The organism is Ancylobacter amanitiformis, from assembly GCF_030814815.1.
GTDB lineage: Bacteria > Pseudomonadota > Alphaproteobacteria > Rhizobiales > Xanthobacteraceae > Ancylobacter > Ancylobacter amanitiformis.
In genome coordinates, this window is record NZ_JAUSVR010000001.1 from 640,178 (window position 1) to 658,888 (window position 18,711).

Annotated in this window: 21 protein-coding genes; 15 read left to right on the forward strand and 6 right to left on the reverse strand. The window is 68.9% G+C overall.

The features are described 5' to 3' along the window. Positions 1–5 precede the first annotated feature (5 nt). Positions 6–731, forward strand: a complete 726-nt coding sequence (locus QOZ99_RS02790; protein ID WP_306888358.1) for a response regulator — start codon at positions 6–8, stop codon at positions 729–731. Further along, positions 728–2,131: an ATP-binding protein gene (locus QOZ99_RS02795; protein ID WP_370876779.1), complete on the forward strand. Its 1,404-nt coding sequence runs from the start codon at positions 728–730 to the stop codon at positions 2,129–2,131. Before QOZ99_RS02790 ends, QOZ99_RS02795 begins: the two co-directional genes overlap by 4 nt. A gap of 146 nt (positions 2,132–2,277) precedes the next feature. On the opposite strand, the gene QOZ99_RS02800 is transcribed toward QOZ99_RS02795, so the two are convergent. The 5 genes from QOZ99_RS02800 to QOZ99_RS02820 all read right to left on the reverse strand — a co-directional run bounded on the left by QOZ99_RS02800 (position 2,278) and on the right by QOZ99_RS02820 (position 5,749). Then, the gene (locus QOZ99_RS02800) at positions 2,278–2,631 is read right to left on the reverse strand and encodes a tRNA-binding protein (RefSeq protein ID WP_306888359.1); all 354 of its coding nucleotides are present in this window, start codon (positions 2,629–2,631) and stop codon (positions 2,278–2,280) included. A 26-nt stretch (positions 2,632–2,657) separates the two neighbouring features. Continuing rightward, the gene (locus QOZ99_RS02805; protein ID WP_306888360.1) at positions 2,658–3,431 is read right to left on the reverse strand and encodes a TetR/AcrR family transcriptional regulator; all 774 of its coding nucleotides are present in this window, start codon (positions 3,429–3,431) and stop codon (positions 2,658–2,660) included. Positions 3,432–3,568: 137 nt separating this feature from the next. Further along, complete coding sequence (gene proC / locus QOZ99_RS02810; protein WP_306888361.1) at positions 3,569–4,393, reverse strand: pyrroline-5-carboxylate reductase; 825 nt, start codon at positions 4,391–4,393, stop codon at positions 3,569–3,571. Between the two features lie 353 nt (positions 4,394–4,746). Continuing rightward, positions 4,747–5,244: a type III secretion system chaperone family protein gene (locus QOZ99_RS02815; protein WP_306888362.1), complete on the reverse strand. Its 498-nt coding sequence runs from the start codon at positions 5,242–5,244 to the stop codon at positions 4,747–4,749. 238 nt (positions 5,245–5,482) lie between these two features. Continuing rightward, complete coding sequence (locus tag QOZ99_RS02820) at positions 5,483–5,749, reverse strand: accessory factor UbiK family protein (RefSeq protein ID WP_306888363.1); 267 nt, start codon at positions 5,747–5,749, stop codon at positions 5,483–5,485. Between the two features lie 235 nt (positions 5,750–5,984). Between QOZ99_RS02820 and lgt the strand changes: the two genes are divergently transcribed. The 13 genes from lgt (at position 5,985) to QOZ99_RS02885 (ending at position 17,614) form a co-directional block, all read left to right on the forward strand. Further along, entirely contained in the window at positions 5,985–6,866 is an 882-nt protein-coding gene (lgt, locus tag QOZ99_RS02825; RefSeq protein WP_306888365.1) for a prolipoprotein diacylglyceryl transferase, read from the forward strand. Continuing rightward, positions 6,863–7,990: a class I SAM-dependent methyltransferase gene (locus QOZ99_RS02830; protein ID WP_306888367.1), complete on the forward strand. Its 1,128-nt coding sequence runs from the start codon at positions 6,863–6,865 to the stop codon at positions 7,988–7,990. Before lgt ends, QOZ99_RS02830 begins: the two co-directional genes overlap by 4 nt. Continuing rightward, the gene (gene pgeF / locus QOZ99_RS02835; RefSeq protein WP_306888368.1) at positions 7,987–8,748 is read left to right on the forward strand and encodes a peptidoglycan editing factor PgeF; all 762 of its coding nucleotides are present in this window, start codon (positions 7,987–7,989) and stop codon (positions 8,746–8,748) included. The genes QOZ99_RS02830 and pgeF overlap by 4 nt, the downstream gene beginning before the upstream one ends. 24 nt (positions 8,749–8,772) lie before the next feature. Next, a complete protein-coding gene (locus QOZ99_RS02840) occupies positions 8,773–9,924 on the forward strand; it encodes a M24 family metallopeptidase (RefSeq protein ID WP_306888369.1) in 1,152 nt (383 codons plus the stop codon). 101 nt (positions 9,925–10,025) lie between these two features. Then, entirely contained in the window at positions 10,026–10,742 is a 717-nt protein-coding gene (locus tag QOZ99_RS02845; protein ID WP_306888370.1) for a hypothetical protein, read from the forward strand. A 155-nt stretch (positions 10,743–10,897) separates the two neighbouring features. Next, positions 10,898–11,851: a ribose-phosphate pyrophosphokinase gene (locus QOZ99_RS02850; protein ID WP_183190031.1), complete on the forward strand. Its 954-nt coding sequence runs from the start codon at positions 10,898–10,900 to the stop codon at positions 11,849–11,851. A gap of 134 nt (positions 11,852–11,985) precedes the next feature. Further along, complete coding sequence (locus tag QOZ99_RS02855) at positions 11,986–12,891, forward strand: hypothetical protein (RefSeq protein WP_306888371.1); 906 nt, start codon at positions 11,986–11,988, stop codon at positions 12,889–12,891. A 215-nt stretch (positions 12,892–13,106) separates the two neighbouring features. Continuing rightward, positions 13,107–13,730 carry a 50S ribosomal protein L25/general stress protein Ctc gene (locus tag QOZ99_RS02860; RefSeq protein WP_306888372.1) on the forward strand — a complete coding sequence of 208 codons (624 nt, stop codon included), beginning with the start codon at positions 13,107–13,109 and terminating at the stop codon, positions 13,728–13,730. 153 nt (positions 13,731–13,883) lie between these two features. Then, positions 13,884–14,495: an aminoacyl-tRNA hydrolase gene (gene pth, locus QOZ99_RS02865; RefSeq protein WP_306888373.1), complete on the forward strand. Its 612-nt coding sequence runs from the start codon at positions 13,884–13,886 to the stop codon at positions 14,493–14,495. A gap of 104 nt (positions 14,496–14,599) precedes the next feature. Beyond that, complete coding sequence (ychF, locus tag QOZ99_RS02870) at positions 14,600–15,697, forward strand: redox-regulated ATPase YchF (protein WP_306888374.1); 1,098 nt, start codon at positions 14,600–14,602, stop codon at positions 15,695–15,697. Positions 15,698–15,913: 216 nt separating this feature from the next. Continuing rightward, on the forward strand, positions 15,914–16,375 hold the full coding sequence (locus QOZ99_RS02875) for a MaoC family dehydratase (RefSeq protein ID WP_306888375.1): 462 nt from the start codon (positions 15,914–15,916) through the stop codon (positions 16,373–16,375). Between the two features lie 14 nt (positions 16,376–16,389). Next, on the forward strand, positions 16,390–16,866 hold the full coding sequence (locus QOZ99_RS02880; protein ID WP_306888376.1) for a MaoC family dehydratase: 477 nt from the start codon (positions 16,390–16,392) through the stop codon (positions 16,864–16,866). A 199-nt stretch (positions 16,867–17,065) separates the two neighbouring features. Continuing rightward, positions 17,066–17,614: a hypothetical protein gene (locus QOZ99_RS02885; RefSeq protein WP_306888378.1), complete on the forward strand. Its 549-nt coding sequence runs from the start codon at positions 17,066–17,068 to the stop codon at positions 17,612–17,614. Between the two features lie 235 nt (positions 17,615–17,849). Here QOZ99_RS02885 and QOZ99_RS02890 read toward each other — a convergent pair whose 3' ends face one another. Continuing rightward, positions 17,850–18,692, reverse strand: a complete 843-nt coding sequence (locus tag QOZ99_RS02890; RefSeq protein WP_306888379.1) for a cytochrome c1 — start codon at positions 18,690–18,692, stop codon at positions 17,850–17,852. Positions 18,693–18,711: the final 19 nt, after the last annotated feature.

Genomic DNA, 18,711 nt, shown 5'->3' on the forward strand with positions numbered 1-18,711 from the left:
GCGACATGCTGAACGCCGCCCCGGACGAGGTCGCCCGCGCCATGCCGGCCGATGACGCCGTCCACCTGCTGATCGTCGACGACGACCGGCGCATCCGCGATCTGCTCTCGCGTTTTCTCAGCGAGCACGGTTACCGCGTCAGCACCGCCGAATCGGCGGCCGATGCCCGCGCCCGGATCGGCGGCATCGCCTTCGACCTGCTCATCCTCGACGTGATGATGCCGGGCGAAAGCGGCTTTGACCTCGCCCGCGCGGTTCGCGCCGAATCGGGCGTGCCGATCCTCATGCTCACCGCGCGCTCCGACGCCGCGGACCGCATCGAGGGGCTGGAAATCGGCGCCGACGACTATCTCGCCAAACCGTTCGAGCCGCGCGAATTGCTGCTGCGCATCGGCAATATCATCAAGCGCGCCGCCACCCCGACGCAGCAGGTGATCGAGACCCTGCGCTTCGGGCCGTTCACCTTCCATATCGAGCGCGGCGAACTCATCCGCGACGGCGAAGTGGTGCGCCTCACCGATCGCGAGCGCGACATGCTGCGGGTGCTGGGCGAGCGGCCGGGCGACACCGTGCCGCGGCAGGCGCTGGTCGCTCCCGGCGCCGCCGCCGGCGACCGCGCGGTCGACGTGCAGGTCAACCGCCTGCGTCGCAAGATCGAGCGCGACCCGGCCAATCCCGCCTATGTGCAGACCGTGCGGGGCGTCGGCTACCGGCTGGTCGTCGCGCCTTGAGCCTGCTGGACACCCATATGGTGGGCGCCGCCCGGGAGCGGCTGAAGCTGACCCAGGCGCGCATGCGCGAGAACAATGCCCGCTTCGGTGCATGGTTCAACCGCATCATGCCGAAAGGGCTCTATGCCCGCTCGCTCATCATCATCGTGACGCCGATGGTGATCCTGCAGTCGGTGCTCGCCTTCGTCTTCATGGAACGGCATTATAATACCGTGACGCGCCGGCTCTCGGCCGCGGTGTCGCAGGACATCACGGCCATTGCCGATCTGGCCGTCAGCTTCCCCACGCCGGAGGACCAGGAGCGCATCCGGCAGATCGCCCAGACCACGATGGGGCTCACGATCGACTTCCAGCCCGGCGAGCGCCTGCCCCCGCCGGGCACCAAGCCGTTCTTCTCCATCCTCGATTCCGCCTTCACCGGCGAGTTGGGCAAGCGGCTCGGCCGCCCGTTCTGGACCGACACGGTGGGCCGCTCCAACCTCATCGAGGTGCGGGTGCAGCTGGACGGCACGGTGATGCGGGTCTTTGCCCGTCGCAGCCAGGCCTATCTCTCCAACTCGCACATCTTCCTGGTGTGGATGGTGGGCACCTCGCTGGTGCTGCTCGGCGTCGCCATCGTGTTCCTGCGCAACCAGATCAAGCCCATCGAGGCGCTGGCCGACGCGGCGATCGCCTTCGGCAAGGGGCGCGACGTCTCCGGCTTCCGCCCGCGCGGCGCGCGCGAGGTGCGCGGGGCGGCGCTCGCCTTCCTCGAGATGCGCCGGCGCATCGAGCGGCAGATCGAGCAGCGCACCACCATGCTGGCGGGCGTCAGCCACGACATGCGCACCATCCTCACCCGCTTCAAGCTGGAACTGGCGCTGATGGGCGACACGCCCGACACCGACGCGCTGCGCAAGGATGTGGACGAGTTGCAGAGCATGCTCGAAGCCTACCTCGCCTTCGCCCGCGACGACACCGGCGAGGCGCCGGTCGTGGCCGACATCGCCCGCATCATCGACGATACGCGCTTCAACGCCGAGCGCCACGGCGCGAAGGTGACGGCAAGCTTCACCGGCGACCCGATGGTGATGATCCGCGCCGATGCGTTCCGCCGCTGCCTCGCCAATCTCGCCGCCAATGCGTGGCGGCATGGCACGCGGATGGAGATCACCGGCACGCGCGACGACCGCTGGCTCATCGTCACGGTGGATGATGACGGCCCGGGCATTCCGGCCGCCAAGCGCGAGGACGTGTTCCGCCCCTTCGTGCGGCTGGACAATGCCCGCAACCAGGATGCCGGCGGCTCTGGCCTCGGCCTCACCATCGCCCGCGATGCCGCCCGCTCGCACGGCGGCGACGTATCTTTGAGCGACAGCCCGCTGGGCGGGCTCCGGGCCATGGTGCGGATCCCGGTCTGATACCGGGCGCGGCGCATTTTTCCCTCTCCCCCCTCGGGAGAGGGGTGGGGCGAGGGCCGCCAGGCTCCGCGATGGCGAAGCCCCTCACCGCCCCCTTCGCGGGCCGCCTCTCCTCTCGGGGGAGAGGAAGAGCCGGCGCCTCCGCCTCAGAACAGCCGCGCGCCGTTCGGCACGTCGCGGTCCGGCTTGAACAGCACCACCGCGCCGTCCTCGTCGGGAAAGCCGAGGGTGAGCACTTCCGACATCATAGGGCCGATCTGGCGCGGGGGGAAATTCACCACCGCCGCCACCTGCCGGCCGACCAGGTCCTCCGGCGCGTAATGCACCGTGATCTGCGCCGAGCTCTTGCGGCAGCCTATATGCGGGCCGAAATCGATGACCAGCCGGATCGCCGGCTTGCGCGCCTCCGGGAAAGGCTCAGCCTGAATGATCGTGCCGACCCGGATGTCGACTTTCAGGAAATCGGCGAAAGAAATCGACTCCAGCGGTGCCAGGCTCACGGCGGGCTCCTCCCTGATGGTTCAACTCAAGCGGCAGCGGGCGCTTCCGGCTCGGGCGGCGGCGTGTTGGCGCGGCGTCCGCGCCGACCTCCGGTCGCAAGACCCACCGCGCCTTCGAGAAGCCCCAGCGCGCGCTCGCCCTTGGCCAGTTCACGGTCGAGCGCGGCCATGGTGGGGGCAAGGCCCGGATCCTCGTCGCGCAGGAAGGTCTGCAGCACCCAGGCAAAGACCAGCGCCAGCCCCTGCGCGCGCACCGCGCCCTTGAAGCCGGCCGTGTCGATCTTCGCCGCCGCCAGCATCCATTGCTGCGAACGCACCGCCAGCCGGTTCAGCGCCAGCGCGAAGAACGGATTGCGCCGTGCGGATTCCGCCAGCATGCGCAGGGCCGGACGATGTGGGGCCAGCACGTCGAGCCGGCGCATCAGCACATCGAACAGCCGGTCGCGCGCCGGCTGGTCCTGCATGTCATCGGTCGGCCCGGCCAGTACTCTGCGGTCGGTGTCGCGCACGAAGGCTGCCAGCAGGTCGAAGGTCGAGCCGAAGGCGCCGCGCAACTCGACCAGCGAGAGCCCCGCTTCCGCCGCCACATCGCCAAGGGCGATGCGCTCGAACGGTCGATGCGCCAGCACGGCGAGAAAGCCGTTCAGCGCCTTTTCCCGCAGCGCTTCCATCGATGGCGTGGCGGCGGCACCCGAAGAACCCGCCGGCGTTTCGGGCCCGGCCGGGGCCGCCTCGTGCGGCGCAGAGGATTCCGCGGCCGCCTTCGCCGCTTTCGTCGTCGTTCCGGGAGAGCGTGCCATGATGACCTCCTGACCTGAACGTTGCCCGTCCGCTCAATCTAGGGCCGGCGGTGCGTGAGGAGAAGATCATCCCCCTATGCACCGTCCTTGACCCCTCGCAATTGGTCGTGACGGATGGGCCCGATAGTGCCCGCGCTTCAGCCCGCCAGTTCGCGCGAGCGCCGCGCCGCCGCCTGCACGGCCTCGTCGAGCAGCGGGCCGAAGCCCCGGGTCTCGTCCATCAGCACGGCGAGTGCCGCCGCCGTGGTGCCGTTCGGCGAGGTGACGTTGCGCCGCAGCTGCGCCGGCTCGATGCCGGATCGGGCGATCAGTTCGCCGGCGCCCGACACCGTCGCCCGCGCCAGCCGGTCCGCCATGTCGGCCGGAAGGCCGGCCCGGGCGCCCGCCGCCGCCAGCGCCTCCGCCAGCAGGAAAACATAGGCCGGGCCCGACCCCGAAACGGCGGTCGCCACGTCGATCAGCGCCTCGTCGTCGACCCACTCGACGCCCCCGGTCGAGCGCAGCAGGCTGTCGGCGATCGCGAGTTGCTCGGGCGTCACCGCCGCGTTGGGCACCGCCACCGTCACGCCGCGCCCGATCGCCGCCGGCGTGTTGGGAATGGAGCGCACCACCGCCGTGCCGGGCTCGAACGCCGCCTCGATGAAGCCGAGCGTGCGCCCGGCCATGACGGAAACGATCAGCGTCTGCGGCCCGGCCAGCGGCGCGACCCGGGCCAGCACTTCCGGCGCCACCTGCGGCTTCACCGCCAGCAGCATCACCGCCGGCGGGCCGCCATTGAGCGGATTGAGCGCGACACCGCGCGCCTCGATCATCGCCGCGACCTCGGGCGGCGGGCCGGGATCGAGCACCGCCGCGCGCGCGGGATCGAGCCCGAGCGCCAGCCAGCCCTCCAGCATCGCGCCGCCCATCTTGCCGGCGCCGACCAGCAGCACCCGCCCGGGAATGTCAGAAAGTGAAGCCATGACCCGAACCTGAAATCTCGACCCTGCGGAAAAGGACGCGGCAAAACGGCCGCTGCGGCGGGGCATCATACCCGGTCCTGCGCCCTCGCGCCCGGCCTCGCCGGAAGCATCCACCATTTTGGCGGAACGGCATGAGGCACGGGCCGAGACGGCGTCCTGAATCGGCCGGCCTTGCCGCTGCCGTGGAAGCCGATCATGCGGCTGAAGCCGCCATTGCGGCGGTAGAACGGGGGCCCCCGAGGACAGCCCCCGCGCGCCGACGATGCAAGGCACCCGGTCCGTCTCACGCGGCTCGCCCGAGCGGATGGCGGGGAAGGCACGCCCTCCTCAACCCGCCGCCGGGAAACCCGCCCTCACGCCTCGCCGATGGTCTCGAACAGCGTGGCGTCCATCGCCTCGCGGGCGGACTTTCCGGCCCAGACGACGAACTGGAAAGCGGGGAAATAGCGCTCCACCGCCTCGATGGCGCATTCCATCAGGACTTCGCACTGCCGGTCGGTGGCCTCGGCGCCGGCCAGCAGCAGCGCGTGGCGGAACATGATCACGCCCTCCTTCGACCACAGGTCGAAATGGCCGATCCACATCTGCTCGTTGATCAGCGAGAGCAGGCGCAGCACCTCGGTCTTGCGTTTTTCCGGCACCTTGAGATCGAAGGCACAGGCGATATGCAGCGCCTCCACCTCGTCCATCCATTGGAAGGAGACGTGGCAGTCGGTCCAGCGGCCTTCGATCGAAAGGGTGATCTCATCATCCGCCGAACGCTCGAACGACCACTCGTTGAGCGCGGCCATGCGTTCGATGAGATCGAGGGGATTGAGGCGGGTGTCGGCTTCGAAATCGGTATAGGTCATGCAAGACCTCGCGAGGATGGCACGCACGCAGTCGAATGCACGCAGCGCCTAAGGCCAATGCAGCGCGGGCTCGTTGCGAGCGTCACGCCGTGATCGACATTATCGCGCTGGATTCGTACCTCGCTACGACGGCTGGCCGCAGGCTCCGGCACGGAGCCCATGAAGGAAAGTGTCGGGATTCGCCGCGCTGCCGCAAGCACCGATATGCGGCCGCGCGGCCGCGTCCACAGCGGCGGCCTCAACCGAGCGAGTCAGGCGGGTTGAGCCTGGCCTCGAGCGCCGCGATGCGGGCTTCCAACCGTTCGTTTTCCTCGCGCGCGGCGGCGGCGAGTTCCTTGACGGTCTCGAATTCCTCGCGCGTGACCACGTCGAGTTCGCGCAGCACGCGCTCGGCTTGCGCGCGCATGACGTTCTCCGCCTCGCGGCGCACGCCGGTGGCGACGCCGGCCGCGTCGTTCATCAGACGGGCGAAATCATCGAAGATGCGGCTGGTGGTCTGGGTCATGATGGTCTCCCGGCAGGATCGTTCACGCTAGCAAGGCTTTGCGGGCAGAATGGGGCGGCATGGTGCGGTGCGCAAGGGCGCCACCGAGTTTGATACGCCGGCCGCGTGCGCTTTTCCCGCCTTGATCCCGTCACGCGGGACAGGCAAGAGCAGCCGGGACCGCACTTGCGAAACGCTGGCGACGCCGTGCCGCCGCTTTTCGTCCCGCTCCCTCCGACCCGCCATTGCCCGCGCCATGCTGCTCCTCGGCCCGCCACTTCTCGCTCCGCCGCTCTTCGCTCTGACCTTTCCCCAGATCGATCCGATCCTGATCGAACTGGGGCCGTTCGCGATCCGCTGGTATGCGCTGGCCTATGTCACCGGCCTGCTGTTCGGCTGGTGGATGGCCAAGCGGCTCTGTGCGTCGCCCGCGCTGTGGGGCGGCACGTCGCCCATCGCGCCGGAGGAATTCGACGACGCGGTGGTGTGGATCGCCTTCGGCGTCATCCTGGGCGGGCGCATCGGCTATGTGCTGTTCTACAACCTGCCCTATTACGCCGCCCATCCGCTGGAGGCGCTGACCGTCTGGCATGGCGGCATGGCGTTTCATGGCGGGTTCCTCGGCTCCATCCTCGCCATGTACCTGTTTACGCGCCGGCGCGGGCTCTCCTTCATGTCGATGCTCGACATCGCCGCTACCGTGGTGCCGGTCGGCCTGTTCCTCGGCCGGCTGGCCAATTTCATCAACGGCGAATTGTGGGGTCGCCCCTCCGATGTGCCGTGGGCCATGGTGTTCCCCCATGCCGGCCCGCTCGCCCGCCACCCCAGCCAGCTCTATGAGGCGGGGCTTGAGGGATTGACCATCTTCGCGATCCTGATGATCGCGGTGCGCGCGGGCGCGCTGGCCCGGCCGGGCCTCGTGGCCGGAATCTTCGTGTTTCTCTATGGCTGCGCGCGGATCTTCGTCGAGTTCTTCCGCGAGCCGGACGCGCAGCTCGGTTATCTCGCGGGCGGCTTCGTCACCATGGGCATGGTGCTCTCGCTGCCCATGCTCGCCGTGGGCGCCTGGCTGGTGCTGCGCGCCCGCCGCCGGCCCCGGCTGAACGCGACGACGTCGAATGCCGGGCGGCCCGCGTGAGCGCGCTGCGCGCGGAGATCGCCCGCCGCATCGCGCAGGACGGGCCGATCACCGTCGCCGACTACATGGAACTGTGCCTGTTCCACCCGCGCCACGGCTATTACACCACGCGCGAACCGTTCGGCGCCTCCGGCGACTTCGTCACCGCGCCGGAAATCAGCCAGATGTTCGGCGAACTCATCGGGCTGTGGGCGGCCGATAGCTGGATGCGGCTCGGCTCGCCCGCCGCCTTCGTGCTCGCCGAACTTGGTCCCGGGCGCGGCACCATGATGGCGGACATGCTGCGCGCCACGCGCGTGGTCCCCGGCTTTCACGCCGCCGCCCGCATCCATCTGGTGGAAGCCTCGCCGCGCCTGCGGGAGAGGCAGGCCGCGGCGCTGGCGAAGCACCGCGTCGACTGGGCGGGCGCGTTCGAGGATCTGCCGGCCGGCCCGCTGATCCTCATCGCCAACGAATTCGTCGACGCCCTGCCGATCCGCCAGTTCGTGCGCGCGGGCGATGGCATCGCCGAGCGCATGGTGGGGCTCGATGCGCAAGGCGCCCTCGCCTTCGGCCTGCGCCCCGGCGCGCGGCTGGATGAGCGGGCGCGGGCGCGGCTGCGCATGGCACCGCCCGGCGCCCTCCTGGAGATCTGCCCCGCTGGCCTCACCCTGGCCGAACGGCTCGGCGCGCGACTGGCGACGGGCGGCGGCGCCGCGCTGTTGATCGATTACGGGCATCGCGGCGAGCGGGAGGCCGGAGGCGGCTTCGGCGATACGCTGCAGGCCCTGCGCGCCCACGCGAGCGACGATGTGCTGGCCCATCCGGGCGAGGCGGACATCACCGCCCATGTCGATTTCTCGGCTCTCGCCCGCGCCGCCACCGCCACGGGCGCGCGCGCCTTCGGCCCGATCGGCCAGGGCGCGCTGCTGGAGCGGCTCGGCATCGAGGCACGGGCCGCGCGGCTGATGCGCGACGCGGATGAGCCGACCCGAGCCACGATCGAGGCCGCGCGCCGGCGCCTCACCGCGACCGGCGATACGGAAATGGGAACCCTCTTCAAGGCGCTCGCTCTGGTGCATCCTGCGCTCGGCCTCGTCGCCGGATTCGCACCGGGCGAAGCATTCGGGGAATATGCCGCATGAAGGTTGAATCCAACGCGCTCAAGGCCCTGCCGGGCATCCGCCATGCCTTCTTCACCCGCGAAGGCGGCGTGTCCGAGGGCATCTATGCCGGGCTGAACGGGGGCACCGGCTCGCGGGACGATCCCGAACGCGTCGCGCGCAACCGCGCCCGCATGGCCTCGGCGCTCGGCGTGCCCGATGGCCACCTGCTCACCGCCTGGCAGGTTCATTCGCCCGATTGCGTCATCGTCTCCACCCCGTGGGCGGAGCGGCCCAAGGCGGATGCGGTGGCCACGAACACGCCCGGCCTCGCCGCCGGCGTCTCCATCGCCGATTGCGGGCCGGTACTGTTCGCGGATGCGCAGGCGCGCGTGGTCGGCGCCGCGCATGCCGGCTGGAAGGGCGCAGTCGGCGGCATTCTCGACGCCACGCTCACCCGCATGGAGGAATTGGGCGCCCGGCGCGAGAACATCGTCGCCGCCATCGGGCCGCTGATCCGCCAGCCCAGCTATGAGGTCGGCCCCGACTTCATCGACAATCTGCTCCGGCTCGACCCGGCGAACGAGCGTTTCCTCGCCCCCACCGAACGCGCGGAACATGCCCGGTTCGACCTGCCCTTCTACATCAGGACCCGGCTCGCCTCGCTCGGCGTCGGCACCATCGACGATCTCGGCCTCGACACCTATTCGGACGAGGCGCGCTTCTACAGCTATCGCCGCGCCACCCATCGCAATGAACCCGATTATGGCCGGCTGATCGCCGCCATCACCCTGGTCTGACGTCGACAGCGGACGGAGCCCGCCATGGCCCTGCATTTCACCGCCCCGGAATTCGCGCGCCGCAAGCAGCGCCTGCTCGCCGAGCTGGCCGCGCGCCAGCTGGATGGCCTGCTGATGTTCCAGCAGGAATCCATGTACTGGCTCACCGGCTACGACACGTTCGGCTTCTGCTTCTTCCAGTCGCTCTGGCTCGGGGCGGATGGGCGGCTCGCGCTGCTCACCCGCTCGGCAGACCTCCGGCAGGCGCAGCACACCTCGCTGATCGAGGATATCCGCATCTGGACCGACCGGGCCGATGCCACCCCGCAGGAGCAGCTGCGCGCCATGGTGGCGGATCTCGGGGGCAGCGGCGGACGCATCGGCGTCGAATATGAGAGTTACGGCCTCACCGCCGCCAGCGGCAAAAAGCTCGATGCGGCCTTTGACGGCTTTGCCACGCTGGAGGATGCTTCCCGCCTCGTGGATCATCTACGCGTGGTGAAATCGCCGGCCGAGATCCTCTATGTGCGACAGGCCGGCAAGCTGGCGCTGGCCGCGCGCGAGGCCGGCATCGCCACTATTGCCCCCGGCATCGACGAGGGCGACGTGCTCGCCGCCATGCAGGGCGCCGTCTTCAAGGGGGGCGGCGATTATCCCGCCAACGAGTTCATCATCGGCTCAGGCACCGACGCGCTGCTGTGCCGCTACAAGTCCGGCCGCCGCGTGCTGGAGAGCGAGGATCAGATCACGCTCGAATGGGCCGGCACCTATCGCCACTACCATGCGGCGATGATGGAGACCGTGGTGGTCGGCCCGCCGCGCGATCGCCATCTCGAACTGTTCGCCGCCGCGAAACAGGCGATGGAAGCCTGCGCCCACGCGCTGGTGCCCGGCCGGACGGCCGGCGACGTGTTCGCCGCCCATGCCCATGTGATGGACGGGCACGGGCTGGAAAAGCACCGCCTCGCCGCCTGCGGCTATTCGCTGGGCGCCAAGTTCACTCCCTCCTGGATGGACCCGCCAATGTTCTATGCGGACAATCCCTGGGTGCTGGAGCCGGGCATGGTGATGTTCGCCCACATGATTTTGATGGACAGCGAAACCGACACCGCCATGTGCCTGGGCCGCACCTTCCTGATTGGCGTTAACGCTAACGAGTGCTTAACGGACGCCCCTCTGGACCTGATCGTTAATTAGTCTTAACCATTTCCCCGGACCGCCGACCACGGCCGCGAATCACCCGAGGGCCTGCCCAGGGTGAGACAAAGCGGCCGGGCCGGCACGCAGGGGACGGGTTCATGATCGATCGACTCCGCCGGCATCTGGGCCGGCGCCTGCCGACGACCGCGGCGCTCCTCGCCGCACTGGCCCTCGGGGCCTGCCAGACCAACGGCGGCAAACCCGTCGCCTCCGCCGCCATCTCTCCCGCCAGGCAGTCCATCGCCTTCGATTCGATCGATGGTCCGCCGCAGCCGGTGTTCGACAAGCTGGTCGCCACCCTCTCCACCGAGGCGCAGACGCGCCAGATGCCCATCGTCTCGCGCGAGGGCGAGGCCGCCTATCGCGTGCGCGGCTATCTCGCCACCGTGGTGCAGAACGGCAAGGGCGAAGTCGACTGGGTGTGGGACGTGTTCGACGCCGACCGCGAGCGGGTGCTGCGCGTGGCCGGCACCGAGAAGGTCGGCCCCGGCAAGGATGTGTGGAACAAGATCGACGACGAGACGCTCGGCCGCATCGCCGCCCAGAGCCTCGACGAGATTTCCACCCGCCTCGCCGCCAATACCGGCCGGCCCCAGCCCTCCCCCGCCGGCGCCGCGCGGCCGACGCCCGCTCCCGCCGAGGAGCTTGAGGACCCCGCCGCCTCGCCGCCGATCGACCCGACCAACGGCCCGGCCATCGCCCGCTCCTCGACGCCCGAAGCCGCGTCGCCCGAAGCCGAGGAGCCCGGCGCGGCCTTTGCCGAGAGTCCGGCCGCACCCGCCGGCCCCGCGCTCACCTTCGCCGCGCGTCCCTGAGGCCGGGATTTCGTGCGTGCCCGGCGCAACACGTCCGAACAAGCGGGCGTGGCGAAAACGAGTCGCCTTTACAGCGCCGACCGGCCCGCCTATCAGGGCTGCGCGACGGCCATGCGACGGCCGGCGGTGGAAGTACGGCTTGGAGCGCGCCGGAAATGTCGAATAATAACGGGTCGATCAAGCTGGTCGCCGGCAATGCGAACCGGCCGCTGGCGGAAGCGATCTGCACCTATCTGAAGACGCCGCTGACCAAGGCGGTTGTCCGCCGCTTCGCGGACATGGAAATCTTCGTCGAGATTCAGGAAAACGTCCGCGGCAAGGACGTGTTCGTCCTGCAGTCGACCTCCTTCCCGACCAACGACCATCTCATGGAGCTGCTCATCATCACCGATGCGCTGCGCCGCTCCTCCGCCCGGCGCATCACCGCGGTGATCCCCTATTTCGGCTATGCCCGCCAGGATCGCCGCTCCTCCGGCCGCACGCCGATCTCCGCCAAGCTGGTGGCGAACCTCATCACCCATGCCGGCGCCGACCGTGTTCTCACCGTCGACCTGCATGCCGGCCAGATCCAGGGCTTCTTCGACATCCCCACCGACAACCTGTTCTCGGCGCCGGTGATGGTGGCGGATATCAAGGCGCGCTTCGACCTGTCGAACCTCATGGTGGTTTCGCCGGATGTCGGCGGCGTGGTGCGTGCCCGCGCGCTCGCCAAGCGCATCGACGCCCAGCTCGCGATTGTCGACAAGCGTCGCGAGCGGCCGGGCGAGAGCGAGGTGATGAACGTGATCGGCGATGTGAAGGGCAAGCGCTGCATCCTCGTCGACGACATCATCGATTCCGGCGGCACGCTGGTGAATGCGGCCGATGCGCTGCTGGCGCGCGGCGCCACCGAGGTGCATGCCTATATCACCCATGGTGTGCTGTCGGGCGGGGCCGTGGCGCGGGTTACCGCCTCCAACCTCAAGGAACTGGTGATCACCGATTCGATCCAGCCGACCGAAGCGGTCCGCGTGGCGCGCAACATCCGCGTGGTCTCCATCGCCAGCCTGCTCGCCGAGGCGATTGGCCGAACGGCGCATGAAGAGAGCGTTTCCAGCCTGTTCGACTGAGGCGCCGAAGACGGCACGGTTTTACCTAACCGCCGGACATTTAATAATAAGCCGAGATCATGGTGCACTGCGCCATGATCGTTCCACACTTCACCGCCACGGTTCGGGCTCGCGACCCCGAACCGGACGACGACATGACGCGTACCCCCATGCGGCGCGCGGGCTGGGCAAGCCCGCTGATGACGGCGCTCAAAATCGCGCGGTGGCACCCGCTCAAAGTCACCCTGCCCGCGCTGCTGACGCTGGCCCTCGCCGCCCCCGCACAGGCTCAGTCGCTCGGGCGCGCGGCGTCCTCGCCCTCCGCCAATCCCTGGCAGGGAATCGCCATCACCGTCACGCCTCCCGATGATTCGGAGCCAGAACCGAGCACCTCCCCCTATGAGGCTGCCCAGCAGGCAGCCCAGCCTGCCGGGCCTGCCCCCGTAGCCGAGCCTGTCGTGGCGGAGCCCGAGCCGGATGGCGAGGCTCCCTCGCTCTGGCAGGTGCTTAGCCTGGGCCTGGGCGGCGATACGCCGGAGCCCGTCAAGCCGCCGCCGGCGCCGAACCAGCTCCTGCCCGTGCGCAAGCCGGCCGTGATCCGATCGTCCGACCCACTGCCGACCAGCGTCGACCTCAGCCACGGGCCGGCCAGCGTCGCCGTCTCCACCAGCGCGAGCGGCTCGGCGCCGAAATCAGGCCTCGCTGGCGCCAGTGCCGGCGGCGCCTCGGCCGCCGTCACCGGCCGCGTGGGCTATGAGCAGGACAACCTCGCCGTCTACAGCACCGGCACGCTCAGCGCCTCGGCGAGCACCAGCGCGCCCTCGGTCTCGGACAATGTGGCGGTGGGCAGCAAATATACCGTGCCGCTCGCCCCGCTCGGGCTCGGCGACCACAAGCTGGACGCCAGCGTCGAGGTGAACAATTCCCGCACCACGACCACTGGCGTTGAGCTGCGCACGCCGGGGAACGGCTATGAACAGTTCATCTCGGTCGAGCGCACCTCGCCCGCCGATGCCAATGCCAGCGGCGTGGTGAAGGCCGGCGTGCTGGGCAAGTTCTAAGCCCGGCCATTTCTGAGCCGGCCATGTCTAAGCCGGGCCACTCGCGGCGCGCCGGCGGCGCGGGCGTTGCCCTGCAACGGTTTTGCTGGTATTAGCCCGCCCGTCCGCAGCCTTTCCGCACCCCTGGAGGCGCGCTGCAGGCAAAACCTGCCAAGCCTGAAGGACCGGGCCGCGCGAGCGGCCTTCTCCTTTTGCAACCATGTAAGGATCAAGCCATGACCGCCATCAAGGAACTGAAGGCGTCGGCGCGCACGAAGATCGGCAAGGGGGCCGCCCGTGCAGAACGCCGCGCCGGTCGCGTACCCGCCGTCATCTACGGAGCCGGCAAGGCCCCCGTCGGCATCACGCTCGACTATACCGAGATCACCCGCATCATCTATGCCGGCCACTTCCTCACCACGCTGTTCAACATCGACATCGAGGGCGAGAAGCACCGCGTCATTCCGCGCGACTACCAGCTCGATCCGATCAAGGATCTGCCGCTGCATGTCGATTTCCTGCGCGTGGTCGCCGGCGCCAGCCTGACCGTCGACGTGCCGGTGCACTTCCTCAACAACGACACCGCTCCGGCGATCAAGCAGGGCGCCACCCTGAACATCGTCACGCATGCCGTTTCGCTGAACGCGCCGGCCGATGCCATTCCGGAGTCGATCGAAGTCGACGTGGCCCAGTACAGCTTCGGCGATTCGATCCACCTGTCGGCGATCACCCTCCCGGCGGGCGTGACCTGGGCCGGCCATGGCGACGACACGCTGGCGACCATCACCGCGCCGACCGGCCTCAAGGAGGCCGAGGCCGACGAGGCGGCCGCCGCCGCTGCGGAAGCCGCCAAGGGCTGATCCCGCGCGCCGGCGGGCACTCTCGCCTGCCGCCTGACGTCGATGGAGCCGGAAGTTCGCTTCCGGCTCCTGTCGTTTCGAGCGGAGACGGCTTCGTCGGCCGCGCATGCGGGGTGTCCGCGCCGGCTGGGCCGCGCTCTATGGAGATGATCGGTGTTCCTCTTCGCCGGCCTCGGCAATCCGGGCCCGAAATATGCCGGCAACCGGCACAATATCGGCTTCATGGTGGTGGACGCGATTGCCCGCCGCCACCGCTTCTCGCCGTGGCGCCGGCGTTTCCAGGGCGCGGCCTGCGAAGGCGAGATCGAGGGGCAGAAGGTGCTTGCCCTGCTGCCGGAAACTTTCATGAACGAAAGCGGCCGGGCGGTCGCCGAAGCCCAGCGCTTCTACAAGATCGAACTCGGGGACGTGTTCGCCTTCCATGACGAACTCGACCTGCCGCCGGCCAAGGTGCGTGCCAAGATCGGCGGCGGCAATGCCGGGCATAACGGCCTGCGCTCCATCACCGCTCATTGCGGCAATGATTACGGCCGGGTGCGCCTCGGCATCGGCCATCCCGGCGACAAGGCGCTGGTGCACAGCTTCGTGCTGGGCGACTTCGCCAAGGCCGAACAGGCCTGGGTCGAGGCGGTGAGTGACGGCTGCGCCGAACTGGCCGGGCTATTGGTCGCGCGCAGGCTCGACGAATTCCAGAGCCGACTGCATCTCCTCATGGAGGCGCGCGGCTTCGGCGCCGTCGACCTGCCCGGCGCGGGCAAGCGCTAGAGCCTTCGTCCCGGCGCCGGCCCCGACACTCTTCGCCCCTTGCGCGGGCGGCGCCACTTGCCTAACCACGGCGGCAAACATCTCACCGGACAGAGCATCGCATCATGGGCTTCAAATGCGGCATTGTCGGCCTGCCCAACGTCGGCAAGTCGACCCTCTTCAACGCGCTGACGCAGACCGCGGCGGCGCAGGCGGCGAATTACCCGTTCTGCACCATCGAGCCGAATGTCGGCGACGTCGCCGTGCCCGATGCGCGGCTTGAGACGCTGGCGGCAATCGCCGGCTCCGGCCAGATCATCCCCACCCGCCTGACCTTCGTCGACATTGCCGGGCTGGTGCGCGGCGCCTCCAAGGGCGAGGGCCTCGGCAACCAGTTCCTCGCCAATATCCGCGAATGCGACGCGATCGCCCATGTGGTGCGCTGCTTCGAGGATTCGGACGTGACCCATGTCGAGGGCAAGCTCGCGCCGATCAGCGACATCGACACGATCGAGACCGAGCTGATGCTCGCCGATCTCGACAGCCTGGAAAAGCGCGCCGGCGCGCTGGAGAAGAAGGCCAAGGGCGGCGACAAGGATTCCAAGGAACTGCTCGACCTGATGACCCGCGCGCTGGTGCTGCTGCGCGAGGGCAAGCCGGCCCGCCTCGTCGAGGTGAAGCCGGAGGAGGAAAAGGCCTTCCGCATGCTCGGCCTGCTCTCCTCCAAGCCGGTACTGTATGTCTGCAATGTCGAGGAAGCCTCGGCGAAGGCCGGCAACGCGCTTTCGGCGGAGGTCTTCACCCGTGCCGCCGAGGAAGGCGCGAAGGCGGTGGTGGTCTCGGCCAAGATCGAGAGCGAGATCGCCGTGCTGCCGGCCGAGGAGCAGAAGGACTATCTCGAAGCCATCGACCTTGAGGAGCCCGGCCTCAACCGCATCATCCGCACCGGCTATGAGTTGCTGAAGCTCGTCACCTATTTCACCGTCGGCCCGAAGGAAGCCCGCGCCTGGACCATCACCGCCGGCACCAAGGCACCGGCGGCGGCGGGCGTCATCCACTCGGATTTCGAGAAGGGCTTCATCCGCGCCGAGACCATCGCCTATGACGACTACGTCAAGGGCAAGGGCGAGGCCGGCGCGCGCGATGCCGGGCGGCTGCGGCTCGAAGGCAAGGAATATGTCGTCGCCGATGGCGACGTGCTGCATTTCCGCTTCGCCAACTGAACCGACCTGATAGCGATACCAGCACTTGACCCAGGGCGCGCCGTCCCGTGTGATCGCGATCCGACACGGGGCGGAAGCGTGATGCTTCGCCCGCGCCACAGCCTTTGCGGGGAACCCCGGTTCACCGGAAAGGCTCCAGGTTCTTGGTTTGACGCGTTTTTCTCGCGAACCGGCACTCACTTCGCTCGAAAGCGCTTCTGCGGTGAAGGAAGCTAGATGCAGCAATATTGGGAGGACTTCACCGAAGGCCATGTCGCCACGTGCGGTCGCTATGTCGTCGGGCGCGAGGAAATTGTCGCCTTCGCCCGGGAATATGACCCTGCCCCCATCCATCTCGACGATTCCGCCGCCGAAGCGACGCGGCTCGGCGGCATCTCGGCGTCCGGCTGGCACCTGTGCTGCATCTTCATGCGCCTCGCCGCCGATGGATTTCTCACCAATGCCGACTGCCTCGGCTCGCCGGGCCTCGACGAGGTGCGCTTCCTCAGGCCCGTCCATCCCGGCGCCGTGCTCAGCCTCCGGCGGCGGGTGCTGGAGACCCGCTCATCCAAGAGCCGGCCGGAACTCGGGCTGGTCAAGTTCCGCTTCGAACTGATCGACGCGGGCGCGGAGGTGATGGCGGATCTGGTCGGCACCGTCATGTTCGGCCGGCGCAATCCCGGCTTCCGGCTGCTCTGAGGCGGGAGGATCCCATGCTGTTCTTCGAGGATATCGAGATCGGGCAGATCACACGGCTCGGCTCCTACACCTTCCGGGAGGCGGAGATGATCGCCTTCGCCCGGGCCTGGGACCCGCAGGCCTTCCATCTCGACAGCACAGCCGGGGCGCGCACCCATTTCGCCGGGCTGGTCGCCTCCGGCTGGCACACCGCCGCCATCGCCTCGCGCCTGCGGGCGCAGGTCTGCACGCAGCAGCACGAGGCGCTGCGGCGCGAGGGCAAGAAGGTGCCCCGCGTCGGGCCCTCCCCCGGCTTCAAGGACCTCAAATGGCTCCGCCCTGTGCGGGCCGGCGATACGCTGACCTTCACCAGCGAGGTGGTGGCGAAGAAGCCGAGCCAGTCGCGCCCCGAATGGGGCCTCGTCTTCACCCACGACACCGCTGTCGACCAGGAGGGCCGCCTCGCCTTCGAGCTGACGAACTGCGTGTTCGTGGAGCGGCTGGAGGCGTGATGGGAGGGGCCGGGCTCCGCGTTCCGCTCTGGAGCGTCGACAAGCGGCATGCGGGCTCGCCGACGGGTGCCGCCGCCCGCGCCTTCACGCGGCCCAGCCGGCCGATCTCGTCTGCCTGACGGAGGCCTCGCCCGATCTGCTGCCAGAGGGTCACTGGATCGCCAGCCAGCCTTTCACTGCCGCCCGAGTGCATTCCGGCGTGCGCAAGGTTGTCCTGTGGAGCCGCCAGCCCTGGAGCGATGCGGATCCGGCGGGCGATCCCGAGCTTCCCGCCTCCCGGTTCATACAGGCAACGACCGTGACCCGGTTGGGGCCGATCACGGCGACCGGCGTCTGCATCCCCTGGCCTGATGCCGGCCGCCCGAACGGCAGGGCGCGCTGGGAGGAGCATGGCCGTTACCTCAACGCGCTCGACCGACTTCTGCCGAGGCCGTCAGGGGATTTTCGATTGCTGCTGGGCGATTTCAACCAGCACATTCCCCGCATCCGCGCGCCTGTCGCTCTGGCTGCCCGTCTGAGGCAGGTGCTGAATGGGCGTTTCCAGGTGGCCACGGCCGGCGACCTGCCCGCGTCAGACGCGGAGGCGGTATCGCTGCGGGCCATCGACCATCTCGCCCATGGGGCGGCGCTCGCCTGCACCGGCATCGCCGTGCTCGGGCACTATCTGCCGGACGGCAGACGCATGTCCGACCGGCCCGCCCTGATGCTCACCTTGGCCCGTGCTGGGTTTCGCTCTCCGTCAGCCTGACCCACGCCGCCCGACTCAACACGCCACGGCCGGGCTTCGCGGCAATCCCTGCCTTGCGGCGGCGAGCCTGCACCGGGAGCGAGGGAGGCGTGGGCTGCTGGAAAGCCGCGAGGGCTGCTGGAAACCAGAATGTGACGGTTTCGCGATCGGCACCAACGGCACGTGCCCGTACAACAAAAAGGGCCCCATCAGGGGCCCTTCGCTTATCCGTATCCGGGCAGACGCCGCGCCGAACTCAGTGCTCGACGCTCTTCCACACCTTCTTCTTCGTGAAGTAGAGCAGACCGGCGAAGATGATGAGGAAGATCATCACCTGAAAGCCAAGGCGCTTGCGCGCTTCGAGATGCGGCTCGGCGACCCACATCATGAAGGCGGTGACGTCGTGCGAATATTGCTCGACCGTCTCCGGCGACCCGTCGGAATAGGTCACCTGCCCCTCCGAGATCGGCTGCGGCATCTTGATGGCGTGGCCGGGGAAGAACTCGTTATAGTGCGCGCCTTCCGGCAGGCTGAAGCCCTCGGGGGGATCCTTGTAGCCGTTGAGCAGCGCGTGGATGTAATCCGGGCCCTGCTCCTGATACTGCAGCAGGATGTCGATCAGGAAGCCGGGAAAGCCCACCTCATAGGTGCGCGCCTTGGCCAGCGTCGAGAAGTCCGGCGGATAGGCGCCACCATTGGAGGCGCGCGCCGCCTGCTCGTTCGGGAAGGGCGAGGGCCAGCGGTCGGACAGGCGGCCCGGACGATCGAACATGTCGCCCGCGTCGTTGGGTCCGTCCTGCACCTGGTAGCCCTCGGCCACCGCCTTGGCCTGCGCCTCGGAGAATTCCGGCCCGCCCGGCTGGGCAAGGTTGCGGAAGGCGAGAAGATGCGCGGAGTGACAGGAGGCGCAGACCTCCTTGAACACCTGGAAGCCGCGCTGCAGCTGCGCCCGGTCATATTTGCCGAACGGACCGGCGAAGCTCCAGTCCTCGCGCGGCGGATGGGGCGCGCCCTCGGCGGCGAGCGCCGGGGCGAAGCCGATGCCGATGACCAGCGCGCAGGCCGCCAGCGGACGCAGAAGGAAAGAACGGAAGGACATGGTCGTGCTCATGATGATC

What these genes read in the sequence shown, in the direction of transcription:
- QOZ99_RS02890 (WP_306888379.1), bottom strand. Translation starts at nt 18,692, where the DNA reads ATGTCCTTCCGTTCTTTCCTTCTGCGTCCGCTGGCGGCCTGCGCGCTG.
- lgt (WP_306888365.1), top strand. Translation starts at nt 5,985, where the DNA reads ATGCTGCTCCTCGGCCCGCCACTTCTCGCTCCGCCGCTCTTCGCTCTG.
- QOZ99_RS02850 (WP_183190031.1), top strand. Translation starts at nt 10,898, where the DNA reads ATGTCGAATAATAACGGGTCGATCAAGCTGGTCGCCGGCAATGCGAAC.
- QOZ99_RS02875 (WP_306888375.1), top strand. Translation starts at nt 15,914, where the DNA reads ATGCAGCAATATTGGGAGGACTTCACCGAAGGCCATGTCGCCACGTGC.
- pgeF (WP_306888368.1), top strand. Translation starts at nt 7,987, where the DNA reads ATGAAGGTTGAATCCAACGCGCTCAAGGCCCTGCCGGGCATCCGCCAT.
- QOZ99_RS02880 (WP_306888376.1), top strand. Translation starts at nt 16,390, where the DNA reads ATGCTGTTCTTCGAGGATATCGAGATCGGGCAGATCACACGGCTCGGC.
- QOZ99_RS02860 (WP_306888372.1), top strand. Translation starts at nt 13,107, where the DNA reads ATGACCGCCATCAAGGAACTGAAGGCGTCGGCGCGCACGAAGATCGGC.
- QOZ99_RS02815 (WP_306888362.1), bottom strand. Translation starts at nt 5,244, where the DNA reads ATGACCTATACCGATTTCGAAGCCGACACCCGCCTCAATCCCCTCGAT.
- QOZ99_RS02840 (WP_306888369.1), top strand. Translation starts at nt 8,773, where the DNA reads ATGGCCCTGCATTTCACCGCCCCGGAATTCGCGCGCCGCAAGCAGCGC.
- QOZ99_RS02790 (WP_306888358.1), top strand. Translation starts at nt 6, where the DNA reads ATGCTGAACGCCGCCCCGGACGAGGTCGCCCGCGCCATGCCGGCCGAT.
- ychF (WP_306888374.1), top strand. Translation starts at nt 14,600, where the DNA reads ATGGGCTTCAAATGCGGCATTGTCGGCCTGCCCAACGTCGGCAAGTCG.
- proC (WP_306888361.1), bottom strand. Translation starts at nt 4,393, where the DNA reads ATGGCTTCACTTTCTGACATTCCCGGGCGGGTGCTGCTGGTCGGCGCC.
- QOZ99_RS02845 (WP_306888370.1), top strand. Translation starts at nt 10,026, where the DNA reads ATGATCGATCGACTCCGCCGGCATCTGGGCCGGCGCCTGCCGACGACC.
- QOZ99_RS02855 (WP_306888371.1), top strand. Translation starts at nt 11,986, where the DNA reads ATGACGCGTACCCCCATGCGGCGCGCGGGCTGGGCAAGCCCGCTGATG.
- QOZ99_RS02805 (WP_306888360.1), bottom strand. Translation starts at nt 3,431, where the DNA reads ATGGCACGCTCTCCCGGAACGACGACGAAAGCGGCGAAGGCGGCCGCG.
- QOZ99_RS02820 (WP_306888363.1), bottom strand. Translation starts at nt 5,749, where the DNA reads ATGACCCAGACCACCAGCCGCATCTTCGATGATTTCGCCCGTCTGATG.